This window comes from Ornithinimicrobium murale, from assembly GCF_003352835.1.
Lineage (GTDB): Bacteria > Actinomycetota > Actinomycetes > Actinomycetales > Dermatophilaceae > Ornithinicoccus > Ornithinicoccus muralis.
Genome location: NZ_QLVD01000015.1, coordinates 162,606 through 182,615, shown reverse-complemented (window position 1 = coordinate 182,615; position 20,010 = coordinate 162,606). Strand labels below are relative to the sequence as shown.

21 protein-coding genes are annotated in these 20,010 nt (G+C 70.2%); 9 read left to right on the top strand and 12 right to left on the bottom strand.

Annotated features, from left to right (window positions below; all coding sequences use genetic code 11):
- Positions 1-9: 9 nt before the first annotated feature.
- Positions 10-993 carry an erythromycin esterase family protein gene (locus tag DPQ65_RS05875; RefSeq protein ID WP_114906475.1) on the top strand — a complete coding sequence of 328 codons (984 nt, stop codon included), beginning with the start codon at positions 10-12 and terminating at the stop codon, positions 991-993.
- Positions 994-1,090: 97 nt separating this feature from the next.
- On the top strand, positions 1,091-1,258 hold the full coding sequence (locus tag DPQ65_RS15530) for a DUF4175 domain-containing protein (protein WP_162802032.1): 168 nt from the start codon (positions 1,091-1,093) through the stop codon (positions 1,256-1,258).
- Here the strand turns inward: DPQ65_RS15530 and DPQ65_RS05870 are convergent.
- Positions 1,227-1,691 carry a hypothetical protein gene (locus tag DPQ65_RS05870; protein ID WP_114906440.1) on the bottom strand — a complete coding sequence of 155 codons (465 nt, stop codon included), beginning with the start codon at positions 1,689-1,691 and terminating at the stop codon, positions 1,227-1,229. The two genes, DPQ65_RS15530 and DPQ65_RS05870, sit on opposite strands and share 32 nt — an antisense overlap.
- A 4-nt stretch (positions 1,692-1,695) precedes the next feature.
- The gene (locus tag DPQ65_RS05865; RefSeq protein WP_162802031.1) at positions 1,696-2,190 is read right to left on the bottom strand and encodes a hypothetical protein; all 495 of its coding nucleotides are present in this window, start codon (positions 2,188-2,190) and stop codon (positions 1,696-1,698) included.
- Between the two features lie 319 nt (positions 2,191-2,509).
- On the opposite strand from DPQ65_RS05865, the gene DPQ65_RS05860 reads away from it, so the two are divergent.
- From DPQ65_RS05860 to DPQ65_RS05835, 6 genes are read left to right on the top strand one after another with little or no spacing between them, the layout of a single operon-like run.
- Positions 2,510-3,364: a prolipoprotein diacylglyceryl transferase gene (locus DPQ65_RS05860; protein WP_114906438.1), complete on the top strand. Its 855-nt coding sequence runs from the start codon at positions 2,510-2,512 to the stop codon at positions 3,362-3,364.
- On the top strand, positions 3,364-4,956 hold the full coding sequence (locus DPQ65_RS05855) for a radical SAM protein (RefSeq protein ID WP_114906437.1): 1,593 nt from the start codon (positions 3,364-3,366) through the stop codon (positions 4,954-4,956). The genes DPQ65_RS05860 and DPQ65_RS05855 overlap by 1 nt, the downstream gene beginning before the upstream one ends.
- Entirely contained in the window at positions 4,953-5,270 is a 318-nt protein-coding gene (locus DPQ65_RS05850; protein ID WP_238146707.1) for a hypothetical protein, read from the top strand. Before DPQ65_RS05855 ends, DPQ65_RS05850 begins: the two co-directional genes overlap by 4 nt.
- Entirely contained in the window at positions 5,263-5,766 is a 504-nt protein-coding gene (locus tag DPQ65_RS05845; RefSeq protein WP_114906436.1) for a hypothetical protein, read from the top strand. The genes DPQ65_RS05850 and DPQ65_RS05845 overlap by 8 nt, the downstream gene beginning before the upstream one ends.
- Positions 5,766-6,608, top strand: coding sequence for a D-hexose-6-phosphate mutarotase (locus DPQ65_RS05840; protein ID WP_114906435.1), 843 nt, complete (start codon positions 5,766-5,768; stop codon positions 6,606-6,608). Before DPQ65_RS05845 ends, DPQ65_RS05840 begins: the two co-directional genes overlap by 1 nt.
- 36 nt (positions 6,609-6,644) lie before the next feature.
- Complete coding sequence (locus DPQ65_RS05835; RefSeq protein WP_238146706.1) at positions 6,645-7,997, top strand: AI-2E family transporter; 1,353 nt, start codon at positions 6,645-6,647, stop codon at positions 7,995-7,997.
- A gap of 110 nt (positions 7,998-8,107) precedes the next feature.
- Here DPQ65_RS05835 and DPQ65_RS05830 read toward each other — a convergent pair whose 3' ends face one another.
- Positions 8,108-8,293 carry a CsbD family protein gene (locus DPQ65_RS05830; RefSeq protein ID WP_114906434.1) on the bottom strand — a complete coding sequence of 62 codons (186 nt, stop codon included), beginning with the start codon at positions 8,291-8,293 and terminating at the stop codon, positions 8,108-8,110.
- Positions 8,294-8,821: 528 nt separating this feature from the next.
- Here DPQ65_RS05830 and DPQ65_RS05825 point away from each other — a divergent pair.
- Positions 8,822-9,181, top strand: a complete 360-nt coding sequence (locus tag DPQ65_RS05825) for an RNA polymerase-binding protein RbpA (protein ID WP_114906433.1) — start codon at positions 8,822-8,824, stop codon at positions 9,179-9,181.
- A 324-nt stretch (positions 9,182-9,505) separates the two neighbouring features.
- Here the strand turns inward: DPQ65_RS05825 and DPQ65_RS05820 are convergent, their stop codons facing one another.
- The 9 genes from DPQ65_RS05820 to kdd form a co-directional block, all read right to left on the bottom strand.
- On the bottom strand, positions 9,506-10,111 hold the full coding sequence (locus DPQ65_RS05820; protein WP_202863023.1) for an FxsA family protein: 606 nt from the start codon (positions 10,109-10,111) through the stop codon (positions 9,506-9,508).
- A 179-nt stretch (positions 10,112-10,290) separates the two neighbouring features.
- The gene (locus DPQ65_RS05815; RefSeq protein ID WP_114906432.1) at positions 10,291-11,085 is read right to left on the bottom strand and encodes a polyprenol monophosphomannose synthase; all 795 of its coding nucleotides are present in this window, start codon (positions 11,083-11,085) and stop codon (positions 10,291-10,293) included.
- A 64-nt stretch (positions 11,086-11,149) separates the two neighbouring features.
- Positions 11,150-12,688: an apolipoprotein N-acyltransferase gene (gene lnt / locus DPQ65_RS05810; protein ID WP_238146705.1), complete on the bottom strand. Its 1,539-nt coding sequence runs from the start codon at positions 12,686-12,688 to the stop codon at positions 11,150-11,152.
- A gap of 29 nt (positions 12,689-12,717) precedes the next feature.
- Positions 12,718-13,809, bottom strand: coding sequence for a 3-deoxy-7-phosphoheptulonate synthase (locus DPQ65_RS05805; protein ID WP_114906431.1), 1,092 nt, complete (start codon positions 13,807-13,809; stop codon positions 12,718-12,720).
- A 661-nt stretch (positions 13,810-14,470) separates the two neighbouring features.
- The gene (gene kal / locus DPQ65_RS05800) at positions 14,471-14,863 is read right to left on the bottom strand and encodes a 3-aminobutyryl-CoA ammonia lyase (protein ID WP_114906430.1); all 393 of its coding nucleotides are present in this window, start codon (positions 14,861-14,863) and stop codon (positions 14,471-14,473) included.
- The gene (gene kamE, locus DPQ65_RS05795) at positions 14,860-15,672 is read right to left on the bottom strand and encodes a lysine 5,6-aminomutase subunit beta (protein ID WP_238146704.1); all 813 of its coding nucleotides are present in this window, start codon (positions 15,670-15,672) and stop codon (positions 14,860-14,862) included. The genes kal and kamE overlap by 4 nt, the downstream gene beginning before the upstream one ends.
- Positions 15,673-15,695: 23 nt before the next feature.
- On the bottom strand, positions 15,696-17,285 hold the full coding sequence (gene kamD, locus DPQ65_RS05790; RefSeq protein ID WP_114906428.1) for a lysine 5,6-aminomutase subunit alpha: 1,590 nt from the start codon (positions 17,283-17,285) through the stop codon (positions 15,696-15,698).
- Positions 17,286-18,881: an amidohydrolase gene (locus DPQ65_RS05785; protein WP_114906427.1), complete on the bottom strand. Its 1,596-nt coding sequence runs from the start codon at positions 18,879-18,881 to the stop codon at positions 17,286-17,288.
- The gene (gene kdd / locus DPQ65_RS05780; RefSeq protein ID WP_114906426.1) at positions 18,878-19,963 is read right to left on the bottom strand and encodes an L-erythro-3,5-diaminohexanoate dehydrogenase; all 1,086 of its coding nucleotides are present in this window, start codon (positions 19,961-19,963) and stop codon (positions 18,878-18,880) included. The genes DPQ65_RS05785 and kdd overlap by 4 nt, the downstream gene beginning before the upstream one ends.
- Between the last annotated feature and the right edge of the window lie 47 nt (positions 19,964-20,010).

The window sequence follows — 20,010 nt, the reverse complement described above, 5'->3', positions numbered from 1 at the left end:
ATGACCGGAATGGCTCACGAGTCCGCAGACGATCGGAGCCCAGCGGCTGATGTCGATGCCTCCCTGGCCGCATGGGTGGCACAGCACGCGGTCGCCTTCCCCGTCGATGACGCGACGCAGCCACCTCCGCGTGTGCTCAGCGAAGCAACGGTGGTGGGGTTGGCGTCGGCGGTGCGATCGGCACGGGAGCTGGTGTTGGCGACCCACGCGCTCCTGCGGGCTCTGGTGCAAGACACCGACGGAGGTGCGCCAGGTGTGCGCGCCGTCTCGATCGAGGGAACCGACGCACCGTTCAACACGGCGGCGGACCTCGATCGGTGGACGGTGAGCGGAGAAGGGGACCTGCGCACCCTCCTGCACGCCAGCCAGGGATTCCTCCACAACCACGAGGCGGAGGCGGTCTTCCGGTGGCTGCGCCACTACGCCGTCACACACCCAGACGACCCCGTCCGCATCGTCCATGACCGAGCGCCTGTCGGCGCCGATCCAGATGACCTCGCGGAGATCGAGCTCGACCTTGCGCGCCGCAACCTCGACTGGCAGCACCGCACCGGGCAGCGCATCGCTCACTGGGGAGGCACCGCACACACCGTCGCAGCGGACGAACGACACCTCCCAGCAATGCCCGAGCAGACTCATCGCAACGCCGGTGGCCACCTACGCGCGGCGTTGGGCACCGACTATGCGGCAGCTGTGCTCACCATGGGGACCGGCTCTGTACCCTTCTTCGTTCCTCCCACGCCGCCGGACCTCACCGAAGCAGTGCTCCGGTACAGCGACGTGCCGGTCCTGCTCGCACTCGAGAGCGACGCCGCGCAGAGCGCCATCGTGCGGTCATGGCTCCGCAGGCCGTTGCGGACCAGGGCGATCGGACCGAGCTATGACCCCGCACGTGACGCGGACGCGGTCGTTGAGAACGGACCGGTGGGTGAGTCGATCAACGCCATCGTCTACGTCCCGACGGCAACTGCCGTGTCGCCGTTGCCCGGATAGTTCGTGGCAGGATCGGCGGCATGCCGACCCTCGCCGCTCCCTCTGCCCCTCCGTGGCGACGGACGCCTGACGGTGCACCACAGAAGGGGCCTGGCTGATGGGCCGCTGGGGGTGGACGCTCGTGATCGGCGCCATCGTCCTGCTGCTGGCCTGGTGGGGCCTGCAGCTGATCTGGTGGCGGATGAACTATCTGGTGCCAGCCTTCGGGCTGGGCCTGATCGCCGGTGTCGTCCTCACGCTCTGGCTGGTGCGACCCCGGCGCTGAAGGAGGCATACAGCACCAGCGCAGCGGCCAGGACCGCAGCGACCTGGCCACCCAGCAGGGTGAGTCCGGTCAACAGGATGCCCAGGACCAGGGCGGCTCCGGCCACCAGCAACAGTCGGGGCTTCTGCCGGACCGAGGCGATGGTGATCAGGACGAGCGCCCCGACGAGGAAGACCCGGGCCACCGTCTCGTTGCCGCTCAGCCCGGCGGATCCGGTGGTGAACCCCGGTGAGGCATAGGAGCCGGAGCACCAGATGGTGCCGTCATTGAAGTTCGGGATGCACGTGGAGGCCACATACCACCCTCCGGTGGTGACTTCGGTCGACGCCGTCCACGGGAGCCCCAGGGCCAGGACGGTCAGCAGACCGGCGGCCAGGACTGCGACCCGGTGCCGGGTCAGAGTGACCACGGGTCCACGGGTCGTGCCGAGCACGGGGTCAGAGCTTCCGGTCGGGACTGAGTAGGACCGCGGCTGTCGCGCACGCCGTGCCGAGGGTCACCAGGAAGGCCATGTTGGTGCTGATCAACGGCAGCATGAGCAGGGTCCAGAAGAGCAGCAGTCCGCCCGCGCCGACAGCACCGGTCGTCCAGCCGGCACCGGAGAGCACGGTCCGGGGCAGCAGCGCGGCACCCTGCGCCAGGGCCATCAGTGTCGCAAAGCCGGCCCAGGTCCAGGTGTCGCTCCACAGCACGGAGTCACGGTCATCCAGATCGGCCGACAGGCCCAGGGCCACCAACAGCAGAGCGAGGACGTGCAGCACAAGCCGGACGACCTCGCCGGTGGACATGCCACTGCTCCCCGAGACGGGCGGTGCGGTCGATCCGGGACCGAACTGCTGGCTCTGGTGACCCGGCCCGGCCGGTCCGTGACCGAACTGCTGGCTCTGGTGACCCGGCCCGGCCGGCTGCCCATAGCCCGGATGCGGTGGCACGCCCGGTGCTGACCCGCTCTGCTGATCGCCCAACGGTGTCTGGCCACCGTGTGACGGCTGGCCGCCCGGCGGGTGGCCCGGTTGGGGACGAGCCTGCGGTTCTAGCTGGTCCGGTGCGCCCGGCGGGCCTGCCTGTGGTCCTACCTGCTGGTCACCGGGCTGTCCCTGCGGCGCCCACGGATGGCCCTGGCCCGGCTGCGGTCCGGTCTGCTCGTTCACGGTGTCCCCTCGACGTCGTGCCCCACTCCTGCCGCAGCCTACCTGTCGGCCGATCCCGCAACGGGACCGGCACACCGGGCGAGACGCTAGGTTGGCGCTCATGTATCCCACGCTCGGCGACCTGCTGGGGATCGACCTCCCGGTGGGCACCCATGAGCTCTTCGTCGGTCTCGGTGTGGCCGTGGGTCTGCTGGTGGTGGGCATCCGTCTCGTGCAGACCCGGGCGGGTCGCGACGAACGGATGCTCTACATCATCGCCGGTGCCCTCGTGGGCGGGGCGGTGTTCATGCGGCTGGGCACCTGGCTGCAGGACGTCGACCTGCGGGCCAACGCCTCCCTGGTCGAGCAGTGGCTCTACGGAAACCGCAGCATCCTGGGCGGTCTGGTGGGAGCCTGGCTCGGGGTCCATGTCGCCAAGCGCCTCACCGGCTACCCGGCACGCACCGGTGATCTCTTCGCCCCCGCGGTCGCCCTCGGCATGGCGGTGGGCCGGTGGGGCTGTCACCTCACCGAGCTGCCCGGCACGCCCAACCCGCTGGGCTTCGGTCCGGTCCTGGACCAGGCGACTGCCGACCGGCTCGGTGGCGTGGCCGGCGTCCCGCTGCATCCCAGCCTGCTCTACGAGGCGGCCTTCCACACCGTGGCCTTCGCGGTCATCTGGTGGAGCCTGTCGCGGCGCCGGCTCCCCCAGGGGGAGACCTTCGTCCTCTACATCGCCTCGTATGCCGTGTTCCGGCTGCTCGTGGAGTTCACGAGGGGCAACGAGGTGGTCTGGATGGGACTGAGCAGGCCCCAGCTGTTCCTCCTCGCGGCGGTTCCCCTCGTGCTGGCCCGGATCGCGTGGCAGGCTCGGCGCGGGGTGTACTCACGACAGGAGACGGACAACGTGACTCAGCAGCGACCGGGCGGAGCAGGCCTGCAGGTGGGCGCCGGCACGTCGGAGAGGTCCGACTGATGGGCGCGCCGGTCGGCCCGGGCGCCGCGCTGCGCGACTTCCGGGTGCACCGCTATGTCAACGCCTTCTGCCCGCACTGCCACGAGGAGGACCCGGACCGGCCGCTGGAGCACGTCCGTCGCCTGTCCGGCTGGCTCGCCGAACGCAACGGCGCGGTCTACCTGGAGCGCGGCTGTCCGGACCACGGGTTCGTGCGCACGCTCTACGACGAGTCCGCCCAGATCCTGCGCTACCTCGAGGAGTGGACCGCCCCCACCAAGGAACACACCGCCGACCTGGCGGGCAACTTCAAACCGGTCCCCTCCGCATACGCCGATGGCCTGCCCCAGATGCAGACCCAGCACACCTGCATCCTCCTCGAGGACATCACCGACCACTGCAACCTGAAGTGCCCGACGTGCTTCGCCGAGTCGGCCCCCCAGCTCGCGGCGACCGCACCGCTGGAGCAGATCCTCGCCTCCATCGACACCCGGCTCTCCCGGGAGAACAACCGCCTCGATGTGCTCATGATCTCCGGTGGCGAGCCGACCTTGCACCCGCAGTTCGAGGAGCTCCTCGAGGCCGCGGTGGCCCGCCCCATCGTGCGGATCCTGGTCAACAGCAACGGGTTGCGGATCGCCCGGGACGACGCGCTGCTGGCCCTGCTGCGCAAGCACCGGGAGCGGGTCGAGATCTACCTGCAGTTCGACGGGCTGACCGCCGACGCCTCACGGCACCACCGTGGCGCGGACCTGCGACGGTTTAAGGAGCAGGCGATCGCCCGGCTCTCCGAGAACGGCATCTTCACCACGCTGACCATGACCGCAGCGCTCGGCGTCAACGATGAGGAGATCGGCGCCGTGCTTGATCTGGGGCTGGCCACGCCCTACGTCGGAGGCGTCACCATCCAGCCGGTCTTCGGTTCCGGACGCTCGGCCGGGGTCGACCCGATGGAGCGCCTCACCCACACCGGCGTGCTGAGCCGTCTCGCGGGCCAGACCGATGGCCGCGTCACCTGGCGTGACCTGACCGCCCTGCCGTGCTCACACCCGCACTGTTGCTCGGTGGGCTACCTGCTGCGCGACGACTCCGGCACATGGCAATCGCTGGTCCAGCTGATCGGGCCGGACCGGCTCAAGGAGTTCCTCGACCTGGAACCCGACGTCCTGGCCAACCGGATCGCCGACCAGGAGCTGCCCGCGCAGCTGCGCCGGGTGGTCAAGGACAGTCTGCTGGACCTGCTCAGCGAGCAGTCCTCGCTGTCGCATCCCAACATCGGCTCGATCTGGCGGGACATCTGCACCAACTGTGACATCGGGATCGGGACGCTCAGCCGCCTGGCCACCGCTCAGCTGCCCGGTGGCCAGGCCCGCCTGCGCGCGATGCTCGGTGAGCGGGTGCTTCGGGTGACCGTCAAGCCGTTCATGGACATCAACACGATGATCGAGGAGCGGCTCACCCAGTGCTGCGTGCACGTCGCGACGGTCAACGAGCAGGACGCCTCGCACCAGTGCGCTCCGTTCTGCGCGGTGCAGGCCTGGGCGCCGTTGTCCCGGACCCGGCTCTCGACCGCCACCGGTGGTCGACGGAACCTGCTGGAGGCCTCCACGTGAGTGACCCGTCCCACCCCGTCGCGCTGCCCGGCACCCCCGGGACGCCCCCGACTCCCCCGCCCCCTGCGGAGGCGCCCCTCGACCCGCTGCGCCTGTGCATCTTTGCGACGGTCGCGCTGCTGGGCTGGCTGGCTGGGCCGTTCGCGCTGCTCGTCTTCGCAGGTCTCGGTTTCGCAGGCTACTGGCGCGCTCGGCGCGCCGGCCTGACCCGTTCCAAGTGCCTGTTGCGCGACACCCGACTCGTCCTGGCCTACCTCGCGCTGCTTGTCGTAGCGGCAGGCGTGGGCATCTGGTGGGAGGTCTTCCGTGGTTGACGACCAGTCCCCCGACGAACCGTTCGACCCCTACGCGCCTCCCCCGCCGGGCCAGCAGGGTCCGCCCTACGGTCAGGCACCACAGGGTCCGCCCTACGGTCAGGCACCACAGGGTCCGCCCTACGGTCAGGCACCACAGGGTCCGCCCTACGGTCAGGCACCACCGGGGCACGGCTACTACTACCCGCAGGGCTACCACGTGCCCTATGGGGCACCGCCCAAGAAGTCCACCAAGCCGTTGTGGCTCGGAGCAGTGCTCGGCCTCCTGCTGGTCGGCGGCGCGGTCTATGCCGGCGTGGCCCTCGAGTCCGACCTGTTCCCGTGGGCGGTGATGGGCCTGCTCGTGGTGGTGATCGTGCTGGTCGTGGTCCCGGTGACGCGTCGCTGGGGCCTGGGCCTGCTGATCGGGGTCTTCCTGAGTATCCCCGTGGGTCTGATCGTCTTCGCGGGCGTCTGCATCGTTCTCATTGCCAATCTCTCCCAGACAGGACCGTGATGGAGCCCCGCACCTACCGCACACCCTCCGGCCAGGTCATCGCCTATGACCAGGGCGCGCAGGTCGCCGAGTGGCGCATCGGTGACACTCCGGTGATCTGGGCGAGCCGCCAGTCGGACTATGCCGAGGGGCAGCCGATCCGGGGTGGTGTCCCGGTCTGCTGGCCATGGTTCGGGCCGGGGCGCTCCGGTGACCTGCAGCCGAACCACGGGTTCGCACGGGTGGCGCCGTGGCGCCTGGTCGGGGATGAGTCCGTCGACGGCGAGTCCGTCCGCCTGATGTGGGAGCTGACCGACCTGGATGTCCGGTCCCGGGGCGGTGTCGACCACTTTCCGCACCGCTTCACGGCACACCTCGAGGTCGTGGTGACGGGGAGCGCCACGCTCTCGCTCACCGTGCGCAACGACGACTCCCACCCTTTCGACTACGAGGCCGCGCTGCACACCTACCTGCACGTCGGGGACATCCGACAGATCCGGCTCAGTGGCCTGGACGGAGCCAGCTACTGGGACAAGGTGCTGCTGTCCCAGGCGACCCAGCACGGCGAGCTGGTCTTCACCGGCGAGACGGATCGCGTGCACACCAGCGCCGGCAGCGTCGTCGTCCACGACCCGGTGCTCCAGCGCGCGATCACCATTGACAAGGCCGGGTCACCCACCACTGTGGTCTGGAACCCCTGGGCAGAGAAGGCTGCCGCGATGGATGACTTCGGTGACCAGGAGTGGACCGAGATGGTCTGCGTCGAGGCCGCCGCCGTGGGTGATGACGCGGTAACCCTGGAGCCCGGTGCTGAGCACACGCTGTCCACAATGGTCACAGTGATCTCAACGAATGCGTCATGATGGCTGCCGACAGCACCGCACCATCGGGAGGCGCACGTGAGGGATGACGGGTCCGGGACCACCGATGAGGCATCGGGCCGTTATGGCGCGACTCCACCGGAGGGCAATGTCGGCATAGACCGCGGCAAGATCGTGGGGGACGCGATGGCGGTGACCGCTAAGTGGTCCCTGCGCTTCATCGTCATCTGTGCTGCTGCCGCGCTCCTGCTCTGGTTGCTGTCCAAGCTGTGGGTCGGGATCTTCCCGGTCATGCTCGCTCTCATCGTCTCGACGGTGTTGTCCGGCCCCGTGGGCTGGATGCGACGCCGAGGTGTTCCCGCAGCACTGGCCGCTGCGGTGACGCTCATCGTCTCTCTGCTGCTGGTCCTCGGGACACTCGCAGCCATCGCGCCCTCGATCGTCGCGCAGACCGGCGACGTGGTGGATCGGGCCAGTCAGGGCATCGTCACGGTGCGGGAGTGGCTGGGCGGTCCTCCGATCAACCTTGACAATGAGCAGCTGGACGATGCCATCAAGGAGGCCACCGGCTGGCTACAGGAGCGCGCCAGTGATATCGCCTCCGGCGTCTTCACCGGGGTCTCTGCCGTCACCTCGGCCTTCGTGACCCTGGCCCTGGTCCTGGTGCTGACCTTCTTCTTCATCAAGGACGGACCAAGTTTCCTGCCGTGGCTGCGGCGCACCGCGGGCCGCACGGCGGGTGAGCACCTGACCGAGATGCTCACCAGGGTCTGGGTGACGCTCGGTGGCTTCATCCGCACCCAGGCCATCGTGAGTGCCGTCGATGCCTTCTTCATCGGTCTCGGACTGATCGTGCTCTCGGTCCCACTAGCCCCTGCCCTGGCGATCCTGACCTTCATGGCTGGCTTCATCCCCATCGTCGGCGCCTTCGTGGCCGGGGCACTCGCGGTGCTCGTGGCCCTGGTGTCCAACGGGTGGGTCACCGCCCTATGGGTGCTCGGCATCGTGCTGCTCGTCCAGCAGGTCGAGGGCAACGTGCTCCAACCGCTCCTGCAGAGCCGCAGCATGAAGATGCACCCGGTGATCATCCTGCTCTCCGTCGCGGCCGGAGGCACCCTGTTCGGCATTCCCGGGGCCTTCCTGGCGGTGCCGGTCGCCGCCTCGGTGGTGGTGGCGCTTCGCTATCTGTCCGAGCAGATCGACCTGCGCACCGGAGACCTGCACCCCGAGGAGATCAAGCTGGCCACGCCCGAGGGAGCCATCACTGCCCGTCACGGGGTGGAGGCGGGACAGCGCACCCGCGACGAACTGGAACGCTCGGGCGCTGAGGAGTTCGTCGTGGGTGAGGACCCCGACGCTGAGCCGGCAACCCGGCGCATCGCTGGTTCCCCGCTGCTCGGCAGACTCCACCGCCGCAGACGGCGCCGCTGAGGACGGCACTGTCAGGCCAGGCACGGTGTCGGACGGGACAGCGAGGCAGGACGTGCCAGGGCCGCACCGTAAAACCGGTGCGGCCCTGGTCTGTTCCTGCGGGAGAGAACTCAGTCCCTGGTGGCGTCCTTCCAGGCGTCCTTGGCGTGCTCACCCGCCTGCTTGGTGTTGGCCTTGGCCTGGTCGACCTGACCCTCAGCCTCAAGTGAGTGGTCGTCCGTCGCGTCGCCCATGACCTCCTTGCCCTTGCCCTTGGCTTCCTCGGCCGCGTTCTTGATCTTGTCGCCGATACCCATGCGCAACCTCCTGGTCGATGAACTGCGTGGTCTCCCACACTCGCGCGAAGCCTCACGGGCCGCAACTCGTAGGCCCTCCCCTAGCCGTCACCCCCACCGAGCGCGTGGTGGGGCGCTCCTGCTGCCGACCGAGCGCATGGTGGGGCGCTCCTGCTGCCGACCGAGCGCATGGTGGGGCGCTCCTGCTGCCGACCGAGCGCATGGTGAGGCGCTCCTGGCGTCCACTGAGCGCATCGGAGCCCGTTCCTGGGGCCCACCGAGCGCGTGGTGACGTGATGGGACAGCCGGCCCGCGGCATACCGAAATGGCCGTTGACCTGCGGATTGGCGCTGTGACCCTCGCGTTCGCTAGCATATAGGGCTATCCCCACTGAAGGTGTCTCCGCGAGGCCGGACTGACCGGACCGCGCCACGTTTCCGCGCGTTCAACCGGCACCTGCGGTTGGGAACACTGCGCTCGTCCAGAGCGTTGACACCTACAGTCCGCCAGCAGGTATGACCGTGTTTACCAACACGATGGGAGTTCGACATGGCCGAGAGGTCCCTACGAGGCACCAACCTTTCCTGGTTGTCCTTCGAGAGTGATGAGGGCGTCACCTTCTCCGAGCGACAGATGGTCGCCTACACGTGCCCCGAGGGGCACGTGACCGAGCTGCCCTTCTCCGTCGAGGCCGAGATCCCACCGATCTGGGAGTGCCGCTGCGGCAAGGACGGCAAGCTCAACGACGGCCCCGAGCCCGAGCTCAAGGCGACCAAGGCTCCGCGCACCCACTGGGACATGCTCCTGGAGCGTCGTTCCATCCCCGAGCTCGAGGAGCTCCTGGAGGAGCGCCTGGCGCTGCTGCGCGAGAAGCGTGGCGAGAAGCCGCGCCGTCAGCGCACTGCCTGACGAACGCACCACACAAAAGGCCCACCCGGCCCTGAGCGGGTGGGCTTTTTGTGTGCCTGAAAGAGTCCCCCGACAGCGGAGTCCTCGCGCCGTGCAGACCTGATGGTGGCCGAGCCCGGCTGACGAACGAGTCGCCCCGACCCTCGCGTCGCAGCGACCGGATGGGCGCTGAGTCGGTCGGTTGCGGCCGCCCTGAGCGGGAACGGCGCGACCGTCCCGGTGCTCTGGCGCACGACACGCCGCAACGATGATGGCACCGTGCACGACACGCCGACGGTGGCGCGCGGTGCTTCCGTGGCAGGAGCAGTGGGTTGCCGCTGGGGTTCAGCGCCCGGGCGGCGGGTCCTCGTCGATGATCTCGCCCTCGATGATGTCGTCATAGCCACGCGAGCGGCCCGGACCTCCAGTCCCCCCCGGCCCGCTCGAACTGCCTGGACCGCCCGGAGCGCCCCGACCACCGGACGTGCCTGGACCGCCGGGGGCGCCCCGACCACCGAAGGTGCCCGGACTGCCGGATGGGCCGGAAGAACCTGGGGCTGGCCTGGGACGATATCCGCCGGGGCCCGCGCCCGGGAAGCCGGTCACCGTCATCGGTGGCATGCGGCTCCCGATCAGCACGGCGAGCAACCGCCGGCTCAGGGTCCGGGTGAACGGCAGGATCAGGAAGATTCCCACGACGTCGCTGATGAAGCCGGGGATGACCAGAAACACTCCACCGAGCAGCACGAGGCTGGCATCAGCGAGCTCCCGGCCGGGCATTCTGCCGGTGTCGACCGCCTGGCGCAGAGCCTTCCAGGCGCGACCGCTCTCCCGGCGAACCAGGTAGAGCCCGGCCACCACGAACAGGAGCAGCAGACCCAGCGTCCACCACCCGCCGATGGCATTGCCGACGGCGACCAGCACGACGATCTCCAGCAGAAGGAGCAGCAAGAACCCGGCGAAGATGAACCGAAGCCGACGGGGTGCCCGACGGCTCCCTGGTGGCCTGCCGGGGTCACGTCCACCGCGCCCACGCTGACCGGGGCCACCCGTGCCTCCGCGACCGGGACCACCCGCGTCGCCTGACCCGTTGCTGCTGCCCGACCCGTGACCGGGCCGGACGGGGCCGCTCAGTCCGTCAGTTCGTGCCACGTCGCTCCTGACGTCATCCGCCGGCCGAAGCCCTTGGCGGCTGAGACGACCTGCTCGCCGCGCCGCTGCAGCCCCCAGAGCGTCACACGTCCCAGGGCCTCACGGACGATGCTGCCATCCATCTTGGATGTGCCCTCCGTGCGCTCGACAAAGTCGATCGGCACCTCGACGATCCGCAGGCCACGGTCGGCGGCCCGGAGGGTCAGGTCGACCTGGAAGCAGTAGCCGGCTGAGGCCACCCCCTCCAGGTCCATCGCTCGTAGGGCACTGGTGCGATAGAGCCGGTAGCCCGCCGTCGCGTCGCGCACGGCGAGGCCGAGAGCCGCACGGGTGTAGACGTTGGCGCCCCGACTGAGCATGTTGCGACGGTGCGGCCAGTTGTGGGTCGCTCCCCCGGGCACCCAACGCGACCCGATGACCACGTCGGCTCCCTGCGCCGCCGCCAGCAGCCGGTCGAGCTGTTCGGGCTGGTGGGAGCCGTCGGCGTCCATCTCCACGACCGCGTCATAGCCCTGCTCCATGGCCTGCTCGAAGCCTGCCAGGTAGGCCCGTCCCAGGCCCTGTTTGCCCTCCCTGTGCAGCACCCGCACCTGGGGGTCGTCCGCCGCCAGAGCATCAGCCACCGCGCCGGTCCCGTCGGGGCTGTTGTCGTCCAGGACCAGGATGTCGACCGAGGGCACGGCCGCACGCAGTCGCGCGATGACTCCGGGCAGGGAGTCCTTCTCGTTGTAGGTCGGGATCAGAACGAGGACCCTCCCGAGAGTGCTGCTCATGGTGACTTTGGCCCTGCCTTGCCGGTCGATAGGTGAGCGACGCCGCAGCGTCTGGGTCTCCAGCCTACCGGGTGCGCCCCCTCAGAACCGCGCCCGCGAGCAGCACCAGCAGCCCGACCAGAGCCACCCGCTCCGGCCACGGACCGAGTCGCACGGCCAGGGTCAGGTCGGTGCGGCGCGGCACAGCGCCGCTGATGATGTCCTGGGTGAACAGCTCGGTGCGCTCGACCACCGATCCGTCGGGCAGCACCAGACCGCTGACCCCCACGTTGCTCAGATGGACCACCGGGCGGGCCAGCTCGACCGCCTTGACCCGGGAGGCGGCCAGCTGCTGCTCGGACTCGTCGGTGAAGCCGAAGGTCGCGTTGTTGGTGGGCACGAAGAGCACCTCCGCACCCTGCTTGACGTTGTCCCGCATCAGGTCGTCAACGACCACCTCGAAGCAGATCGCGATGCCCAGCATCACCTCCCCGCCGGTGATCGGCACGGACATCGCCCCCGACTCGTGACCGGCCACGAAGTCGCGCGAGACCAGGTCGACCTTGTCGCTGAACATCCGGAAGAAGTCGCGATAGGGGATGTACTCGGCGAACGGCACGGGCCGTTGCTTGACATAACGATCGACCATCCCCTCCCCCGGGAGGTAGAGCAGGCTGGCGTTGGTGGCGTGGTCCTCCGGCTCGCGCAGCACGGCGCCCACGATGAGGGGCACCCCGACGGCCTCCAGCGCCTCGTTGACCACGGTGGCGGCGTCGGCATTGCGCAACGGGTCGATGTCCGAGGAGTTCTCCGGCCAGAGCACCAGATCTGGCTCCGGGAGCTCCCCTGCCTGCACCAGCTCGGCCGCGTGCTTGGTCGTGGCGACGTGCTTGTCGAGGACAGCGCGGCGCTGCGCGTTGAACTCCAGCGTCATCTCCGGCACGTTGCCCTGGATCCCGATGACCTGCAGCGGCTCGCCGTCCGTAGGACGCGGGATGGCCAGGGGGGTGAAGAGCAGGGCCAGGGCGGCCCCGGCGGCGACGGGGGCCTGCCAACCAGCTCGTATGCCGTGTGCCGGCTGCTGCTTCGTGTCCACAGAGCGGGGGCGCCAGGTGAGCAGGTGCTGGACGACGAGGGCGAGCAGTGCGCCGACCAGGGCCGCGACGAAGGTGACCCCGGGGGTGCCCAGCAGGGACGCGACCGCGAGCAGGGGGGCGTCTGCCTGGCTGAAGGAGACCCGGCCCCACGGGAACCCACCGAAGGGCGTGGTGGAGCGGGCCAGCTCGCTGACCACCCAGGCGATCGCCACCGTGAGCGGGCGCACTCGGCTGCGCTGCAGGAACCCACAGACCGCCCCGATGCCGGCGATGTAGAGGGCCTCGAGGACCGAGAGCGCGAGCCAGGGCAGGGACCCGACGAAGATCCCCGTCCACGACAGCAGAGGCACGAAGTAGGCCACTCCGGTCACGAACCCCAGGAGGAGCCCGCGCCACGGGCCCACGCCGACCGTCGCCAGGGCGAGCGCAGCGATGCCCAGGTAGGCCATCCACCACAGGTCGTAGGCGGGGAAGGCGAGCCAGAGGGAGAGCCCCGCGGCAAGCGACAGGACCAGGCGGAGCAGCACCAGGTCAGCCTAGGCGACCGGACCCCGGATCACGTCGTGGCCCCCGAGCGGCGCTGGCGCACGGCATGGGCCAGGTCAGCGAGCACCTCAGCGGTGGTCTCCCACGCCATGCAGGCGTCCGTGACGGACTGGCCGTAGGTCAGGTCGACGGGGGCTGGCTCCTGCTTGCCGGCGACCAGGAAGCTCTCCAGCATGACCCCCACAACCGTGTCGTCACCACCGGCGACCTGGGCACCGATCTCGCGGGCCACCTGGGCCTGGCGCACGTGGTCCTTGCGGCTGTTGCCGTGACTGGCGTCGATGACCAGTCGGGGCTCCAGCCCTGCGTTCTCCAGGAGTGCGCGGGCACCGGCCACAGACCCGGCGTCGCTGTTGGGGGCCGCACGGCCACCGCGGAGGATGACGTGGCCGTCCGGGTTGCCCTGGGTCTCCACGAGGGCGGCGCGGCCCTCCTTGTCGACGCCGAGGAAGGTCTGCGGGGCTGCCGAGGCGACGCAGGCGTCGACCGCGACCTGCACGCTCCCGTCGGAGCCGTTCTTCAGCCCGACCGGCATGGAGAGCCCCGAGACGAGCTGCCGGTGCACCTGCGACTCAACGGTCCGGGCACCGATCGCCCCATAGCTCACGGTGTCGGCGATGTACTGCGGCGTCGTGGTCTCCAGGTACTCACATCCAGCCGGCAGCCCGGTCCCGAGGACGTCGAGCAGCACCTGACGGGCCAGGCGCAGGCCGCGCGGGATGTTGTAGCTGCCGTCCAGGTCGGGGTCGTTGATCAGACCCTTCCAGCCGGTGGTGGTGCGCGGCTTCTCAAAGTAGACGCGCATCACCACGACGAGGTCGTCGGCCAGTGCGTCGGCCACGACCTTGAGGCGTCGGGCATAGTCCACTGCGGCCGCCGGGTCGTGCACCGAGCACGGCCCGACCACGACGAGCAGGCGGTCGTCGTCGCCGTGCAGGACGGCCTGGATCTCGCCCCGCGACCGGTCGACGAGATCGGCCAGGTCATCGGGCAGCGGCTGCTCTTCCAACACCTGCGTCGGCGTCGGCAGGGGCTCCATGCGCCGGACGCGCAGGTCGTTGGTGCTGGTGCGCCCGGTCGCTGCGCTGGGGGTGGCGCTCATGGGTTTCCTCCTGGTCTGGAGGCGGTCCGCCCCGCAGTCCCGGAGCGCCCGCCTGAAATAGCGGAGGGCGCGGACCTCGTGGTCCACGCCCTGGTCGGCTCCGGTTGCGCGTCAGATGGTCTTCGCGCCGGCCGGAGCCGACCCAAAGAACCAATACTGCGCAGCGGTGATCATGCCAAGAGAATACATGCCGTGTCCGGGAATGAGTCAGGGGTGTCCGGGCATGAGTCAGGGCCCGTGCGCCGTTGGTGCCGATCCCACCGCAGCAGGGTGCTGCTGGTGGTCCCGTTGTCTACTGAGCGCGCGGGCCCTGACTTGTCCAGCATCTTGCTCAAACGACCGTCCATGAGCACAGTCCAGGCGTTGGCACACGCTCCGAGGAGCGGACGCCCGACTGCGGTCTGGGGCGGCCGCGCGGCCCCGGGGGCACCGGAACCAGTTGCGGACCTGAGGGCTAACTTAGCCCTCTGACACGGACTGTCAAACGTGGCCTGACCTGCAGCTTCGCGCATACTCGCAGGTCATCGGCCCGAGCTGTGGGACAACTTTTTCGACGAACGGCACAACTTCCCCGGCGTGTCGCCGACGACACGCCGGAAAGTCCTCGTCATCCGGTCGTCACCGGCGCGTCATCCGCTCGCCACCGGCGCGGCGTGGTCCATCAGCTCTCCGCCCGCGGGACAACGACCACACCCCGGGCGGTCGTGGCAACAACGGGCGGGTCCAGCACGTCGGCGGCGGACTCGCCCCGCTCGGCGTTGCCCCGGGCCGTGACGCGGACCGCGAACTCTATCTCGCGGCTGCGCGACCCCACCCGCACCAGGGTCGCCTTGACCTCCAGGCAGTCGCCGGCGCGCACCGGCGCGAGGAACTGCACGTCGGAGTAGGACGCGAACAGGCCCTCGTGGCCGTCGGTGCGGATGCACAGCTCGGTGGCCACGTCGCCGAACAGGCCGAGGCTGTAGGCGCCGTCGACCAGGTCTCCGGCGTAGTGGGCGTGGCTGTAGGGGACGTAGCGGGCGTGGATGACGCTGGTGCCTTCTGAGGCGGTCACTGCTGCTCCTTCGCGGGCTGCTGGCGGGTTGCTGCACCGTGGCGCTGGGCCACGGCGTGGATGAGATAGGACGCGACCTCGGAGGGCGTGGTGCCCTTGCCGAAGATCCGGTCGACGCCGAGCGCCTTGGCCGAGCCCTCCTCGAAGCGTGGGCCGCCGGCGATCAGGATGGGCACGGCCCCGGCGGGGTAGGCCTCGCGGAAGGCCGCGGACATCGCCGTGGTGTTGTGGATGTGCGCGTCGCGCTGGGTGACGACCTGGCTCACCAGCACGGCGTCGGCCTGCTCCTCGCGGGCCCGCTCGACGAGCTCGGGCACCAGGACCTGGGCCCCGAGGTTCACGACCTGCACCTCGGAGTAGTACTCCAGGCCCTTCTCCCCCGCGAACCCCTTGATGTTGAGGATGGCGTCGATGCCCACCGTGTGGGCGTCGGTGCCGATGCAGGCTCCGACCACGACGAGCGGGCGGCGCAGGGTCTTCTTGATCGTGGTGTTGATCTCCTTGGCGGACAGGAGCGGGAAGTCCCGCTCGAGCACCTCGACCTTGTCCAGCTCGACCAGGTGGGTGACGCTGCCGTAGACCACGAAGAAGGTGTGCTCGGGGCCCATCGCCTTGGCATGGACCAGTAGGGCCGGGGACATTCCCATCTTGCCGGCCAGCTGCAGAGCCGCCCCCTCGGCCCGCTTGTCGTGCGGCACCGGGAGGGTGAAGGAGACCTGGATCATGCCGTCACCGGTCATGTCGCCGTAGGGCCGGACGACCGACCCCTGGGTGCCGGACCGCTCGCCCGGGGTGGGGGTGCTGCTCACGTGCCCTCCTCCGGCAGTGTTGCTCATCTGCCCTCCTCCAGCAGTGTGGTGGCCGGGTTGTCGTAGTCGTCGGCCTTCCGGGCCACGCCCTCCAGTCCCTTGCCCTGGTCAGCGGGCCGCTTCATGTGCCCGAAGGTGCCATCGGCAATGGCCTCCAGCAGCGGCGACCACCCACGGGTCGGCGTCCGGGCCGACATCTCGTCCATCAGCGTGATGGCCTCGTCCAGCACGTGCCGTGCCCGCGTCTGGATGAAGCCGTCCCGTGGCGGGTGGAAGTCCTCGACCAGTCCCCCGGCCGAGTTCAGGACATAGCGCACGTTCTGCAGGGCCAGGTCGCGATCGGACAGGAAGGGGGTGACCACGGCCTCGGTCATCATCCCGACGAGCAGGATGGACTGGCCGGTCATCGCGCCCGCGAGGTTGAAGAACCCGTCGAGCAGATGGCCCTTGAAGATGTCGCCGGTCATGTGCTTGGTCGGCGGCATCCACTTCAGCGGTGCGTCCGGGAATAGGTGCCGCGCCAGGAGCGCGTGCGCGAGCTCCAGCCGGAAGCTCTCCGGCAGGTCGGGGTTGATCTCGAAGGCGTGCCCCAGTCCGAGCTGCCAGTCCTCCAGACCGGCTTCCTTGCCGAAGTACTCGTTCATCAGTTGCGACACCGTGACCGTGTGGGCGGCCTCGACGGCGTCGGCGGTGGTGAGGTAGTTGTCCTCGCCGGTGTTGATGATGATCCCGGCGCGGGCGTGGACCTGGCGGGAGAAGCGCTGGTCGACGAACGTGCGGATCGGGTTGATGTCGCGGAACAGGATGCCGTACATCGAGTCGTTCAGCATCATGTCGAGCCGCTCGAGGCCGGCCAGGGCCGCGATCTCTGGCATGCACAGCCCGGAGGCGTAGTTGACCAGCCGGATGTAGCGGCCCAGCTCCTTGCCGACCTCGTCCAGGGCGGCGCGCATCAGGCGGAAGTTCTCCTGCGTGGCGTAGGTGCCGGCGAAGCCCTCCCGGGTGGCCCCCTCGGGGACGTAGTCCAGCAGGGACTGACCGGTCGAGCGGATCACGGCGATGATGTCGGCGCCCTCGCGGGCGGCTGCCTGGGCCTGTGGGATGTCCTCGAAGATGTCTCCGGTAGCCACGATCAGGTAGATCCAGGGCCGCTGCTTCGGGTCACCCAACCGGGCGATCTGCCGGTCACGGGCGGCCCGCTGCCGGTCGATCCTCCGTATGCCGGGGCGCACCGCTGCCATCGCGGCACGACGGGCGCGGGTCGCCTCGCCCCGCTGCTCGGGGATCCGGAAGTTCACCGACCCGGACGAGGCCTTCTGCGCCAGGGTGAGCAGGTCGGGCGCCTCGTCGCGGCGCAGTGCGTCCCAGATCGGTGTGGTGACGCCGTGCTCGATGCCGACCTGGTCCCGCACCGCGTCGACCAGGTGGTTGACCCAGGGCACCCGCTCATGGTCGGCTCCGGAGAGCCCGGCCAGGCGGAGGGTCGCCCGCTCGACCGACACCGTGGTGTGTGAGGTGGCCAGCTCCACGACCGGCTTGCCCAGCCGGGCGGCGTGCGAGCGGGCGCGGCGGACGGTTGCGCGGTCCAGCTCCAGGACCTTGGGGGTGCTCACTCAGTCTCCTTCTCGGTCAAAGGTCACGTGTCCGTCGACGACGGTCAGGCGCGCCACGGGCAGCGGCAGGTCGGGGGCCGCGGCCAGGTCCGGGAGCCCCGCCTCACCCACGGGCAGGTCACCGTCCGGGGCGTCCCAGACGACGTAGGACGCCGGGCCGCCCACCGCGAGCGTCCCGCCCGGCCGGCCAGCCAGCTCATAGCCGCCCACCGTGTGGGCGTGCACCGCCTCGGCCACGGTCAGCCGCTGGTCCGGGTTGTGGTGCCACACGGCATACTGCACGGCCTGCCAGGGATGCATCCGGGTGACCGGGCTGTCCGAGCCCAGGGCGAGGCGCACGCCTGCGTCCCGCATGCTGCGCAGCGGCACCGTGGCGAGCGCGCGCTCCTCCCCCAGCCGCGCGGCATACATGTTCTCGATGCCGCCCCACAGGCCGTCGAAGGCCGGCTGCATGCTGGCCCAGATCCCGAGGTCAGCCATGGTCGCGAGCACCTCGGCGTCGGGGAGCTCGACGTGCTCCCAGCGGTGGCGGGTGGCGATCATCGCCTCGCGCCCGACGACCTCGGCCGCCCGGCGGAAGCCCTCGGCCATGGTGTGCAGGGCGGCGTCACCGATCACGTGCATGCCGGCCTGCAGGCCCGCGCGGGTGCAGGCGATGACGTGCTGGGAGATCTCCTCGGCACTCAGATAGCCAAAGCCGTGTCCCGGGCCGTCCAGATATGGCTCGAGCAGGTGGGCGGTCCGTGACCCGAAGGAGCCGTCCGCACAGAGGTCTCCGGCCAGGCCGGCCACGCCGAGGAACTGACCCAGTTCCGCGGCCTCTGCCTCGTCGGCGACCAGCTGACCCCAGTAGGCCACGGTGGCGGTGCGTGCCGGTCGCCGCCCGGCCTCCAGGACGTGGCGCACGTCTGCGAACGGCGTGAGGTGGGCGGCGCCGGTCTCGTGCACCAGGCCGATGCCGCGCTCGGCCGCGGCGCGCAGTGCCAGGTCGAGGTAGTGCTCGCGGTCCGCGTCGGTCATCGCGGACGTGAAGGCGTTGGTGACGGCCGCGAAGGCGTCGCGGGTGGCGATGCCGGCCGGGTCCCACCCGTCCAGCCCGTGCACGCGGGCAGCCGCCGCCATGGCGGATGACACGCTGGCGGAGTGCGCGTCGACGCGGGGCATGTAGACCACGCCGCCGTAGGTCGCCCGGTCCAGTTCCTGGGCGGTGACGGGACGGCCCTCGACCCACTTCGTCTCGTCCCAGGAGTGGGCATAGACGGGGCGTCCGCGCAGGGTCCGGGCGGCAGACTCGATCAGGCGCAGGGCCTCGCCCACCGAACCGGTCTCGGACAGGTCGATGCCGTCCAGTCCCTGGCCGCTCATCGTCAGGTGCACGTGCGCGTCGCAGAACGCGGCGGTCACCAGGGCGCCGTCCAGGTCGACGACCCGGTCAGCGGTGTCGGCGTGGGCCTCGGCGGCGGTGTCGTCGCCGACCCAGGCGATCGTGCCGCCGCGGGACAGCAGGGCCTGGGCGCCGTCGTGGCCGTGCAGACGGCCGCCGCGCAGCAGGATGGTGGGGACGCGGGTGTCCTCGGAGGATGACTGTGTGCTCACGAGGCCCCAGTCTGCTCCCCCGCGAGGCGGGACTCGAACAGCGCCCGCACGCCGGGCGTGGTCCGCAGCAGATCCAGGGCGAGGTCGGCGTGTCCGGGCACGTAGCCGTTGCCGACGAGCATCCGCACGTCCGCGGCCAGTCCCTCGGCGCCCAGGGCCGCGGCCGCGAAGTTGGTGGCCATCGAGAAGAAGATCACGGTGCCGCCCTGGGCGGTGGCCAGGATCGCGGGCTGCTCGCACCCCGGGACGTCGACGCACACCACCGTGACGTCGGCCGGTCCCCCTGCCCGCTCCACTGCCGCGTGCAGGCCCAGCGGTGAGCGGGCGTCGGCGATGGCCACCTCGTCGGCCAGGCCACTGCCCTCGAGCAGGTCGGCTTCGCGCTGGACGGGCACCACGGCGATGCGCCGCGCGGCCCCCGCAGCTCCCGCGGCCGCCAGGGACAGCGAGCCGGACTTGCCCGCCCCGCCCAGGACGGCGACCACCGGCGCGACTCCGGCGCGGTCCCGGTGCTCGGTCACCACGCGGGAGACCAGGGCTGGCGCACCACAGACGTCCATCACCATCAGCGCCAGCTGGGGGTCCAGGTCCTCGGGGAGCCGGGCGGCGATGGAGCGCCCGAACAGGATCGCGTGCCCCCGGGCGGGGACCCGCTCCCCCAGCCCGTCCCAGTCGCGGAGCCCGTCGGTCACCTGCAACGGCGTCAGGGAGAGGGAGACCAGCGTGGCGACGTGGTCCCCGACCGCCAGCCCCAGCGGGCTGTCCGGCCCGACCTTCGCGACACGCCCGATCAGCATGCCGCCGGAGCCGGTCACCGGGTTCTGCATCTTGCCCCGCTCGGTGATGATCTCCAGCACCTCGGCGCGGACCGCTGCGCCGTCGACGTGCCCCCGGGTCGTGTGCTTCTCGGCGAGCTGCCGGTAGGACGCGGCGTCCAGGTTGAGCACCTCGACGTCGATCCGGACCTCATCGGCACCGATCTCCGGCCGGGCGTCCAAGCGGCGCGCGGCCTGCGGCAGGCTCACCGAGGCGCCGGTCGGCTCCAGGACCCGGTGTAGCCCAACGGGGCTGGTGGCAGTCATTCATCCTCCGTAATGCGACATTTGCGGGAGATCATCCCGTGGTTACT

Excerpts from the sequence above, each read along its gene's own strand:
- DPQ65_RS05830 (WP_114906434.1), bottom strand. The coding sequence starts at position 8,293 with ATGGGTATCGGCGACAAGATCAAGAACGCGGCCGAGGAAGCCAAGGGC.
- DPQ65_RS05860 (WP_114906438.1), top strand. The coding sequence starts at position 2,510 with ATGTATCCCACGCTCGGCGACCTGCTGGGGATCGACCTCCCGGTGGGC.
- DPQ65_RS05825 (WP_114906433.1), top strand. The coding sequence starts at position 8,822 with ATGGCCGAGAGGTCCCTACGAGGCACCAACCTTTCCTGGTTGTCCTTC.
- DPQ65_RS05840 (WP_114906435.1), top strand. The coding sequence starts at position 5,766 with ATGGAGCCCCGCACCTACCGCACACCCTCCGGCCAGGTCATCGCCTAT.
- DPQ65_RS15530 (WP_162802032.1), top strand. The coding sequence starts at position 1,091 with ATGGGCCGCTGGGGGTGGACGCTCGTGATCGGCGCCATCGTCCTGCTG.
- DPQ65_RS05855 (WP_114906437.1), top strand. The coding sequence starts at position 3,364 with ATGGGCGCGCCGGTCGGCCCGGGCGCCGCGCTGCGCGACTTCCGGGTG.
- DPQ65_RS05815 (WP_114906432.1), bottom strand. The coding sequence starts at position 11,085 with ATGAGCAGCACTCTCGGGAGGGTCCTCGTTCTGATCCCGACCTACAAC.
- kdd (WP_114906426.1), bottom strand. The coding sequence starts at position 19,963 with ATGACTGCCACCAGCCCCGTTGGGCTACACCGGGTCCTGGAGCCGACC.
- DPQ65_RS05875 (WP_114906475.1), top strand. The coding sequence starts at position 10 with ATGGCTCACGAGTCCGCAGACGATCGGAGCCCAGCGGCTGATGTCGAT.
- DPQ65_RS05805 (WP_114906431.1), bottom strand. The coding sequence starts at position 13,809 with ATGAGCGCCACCCCCAGCGCAGCGACCGGGCGCACCAGCACCAACGAC.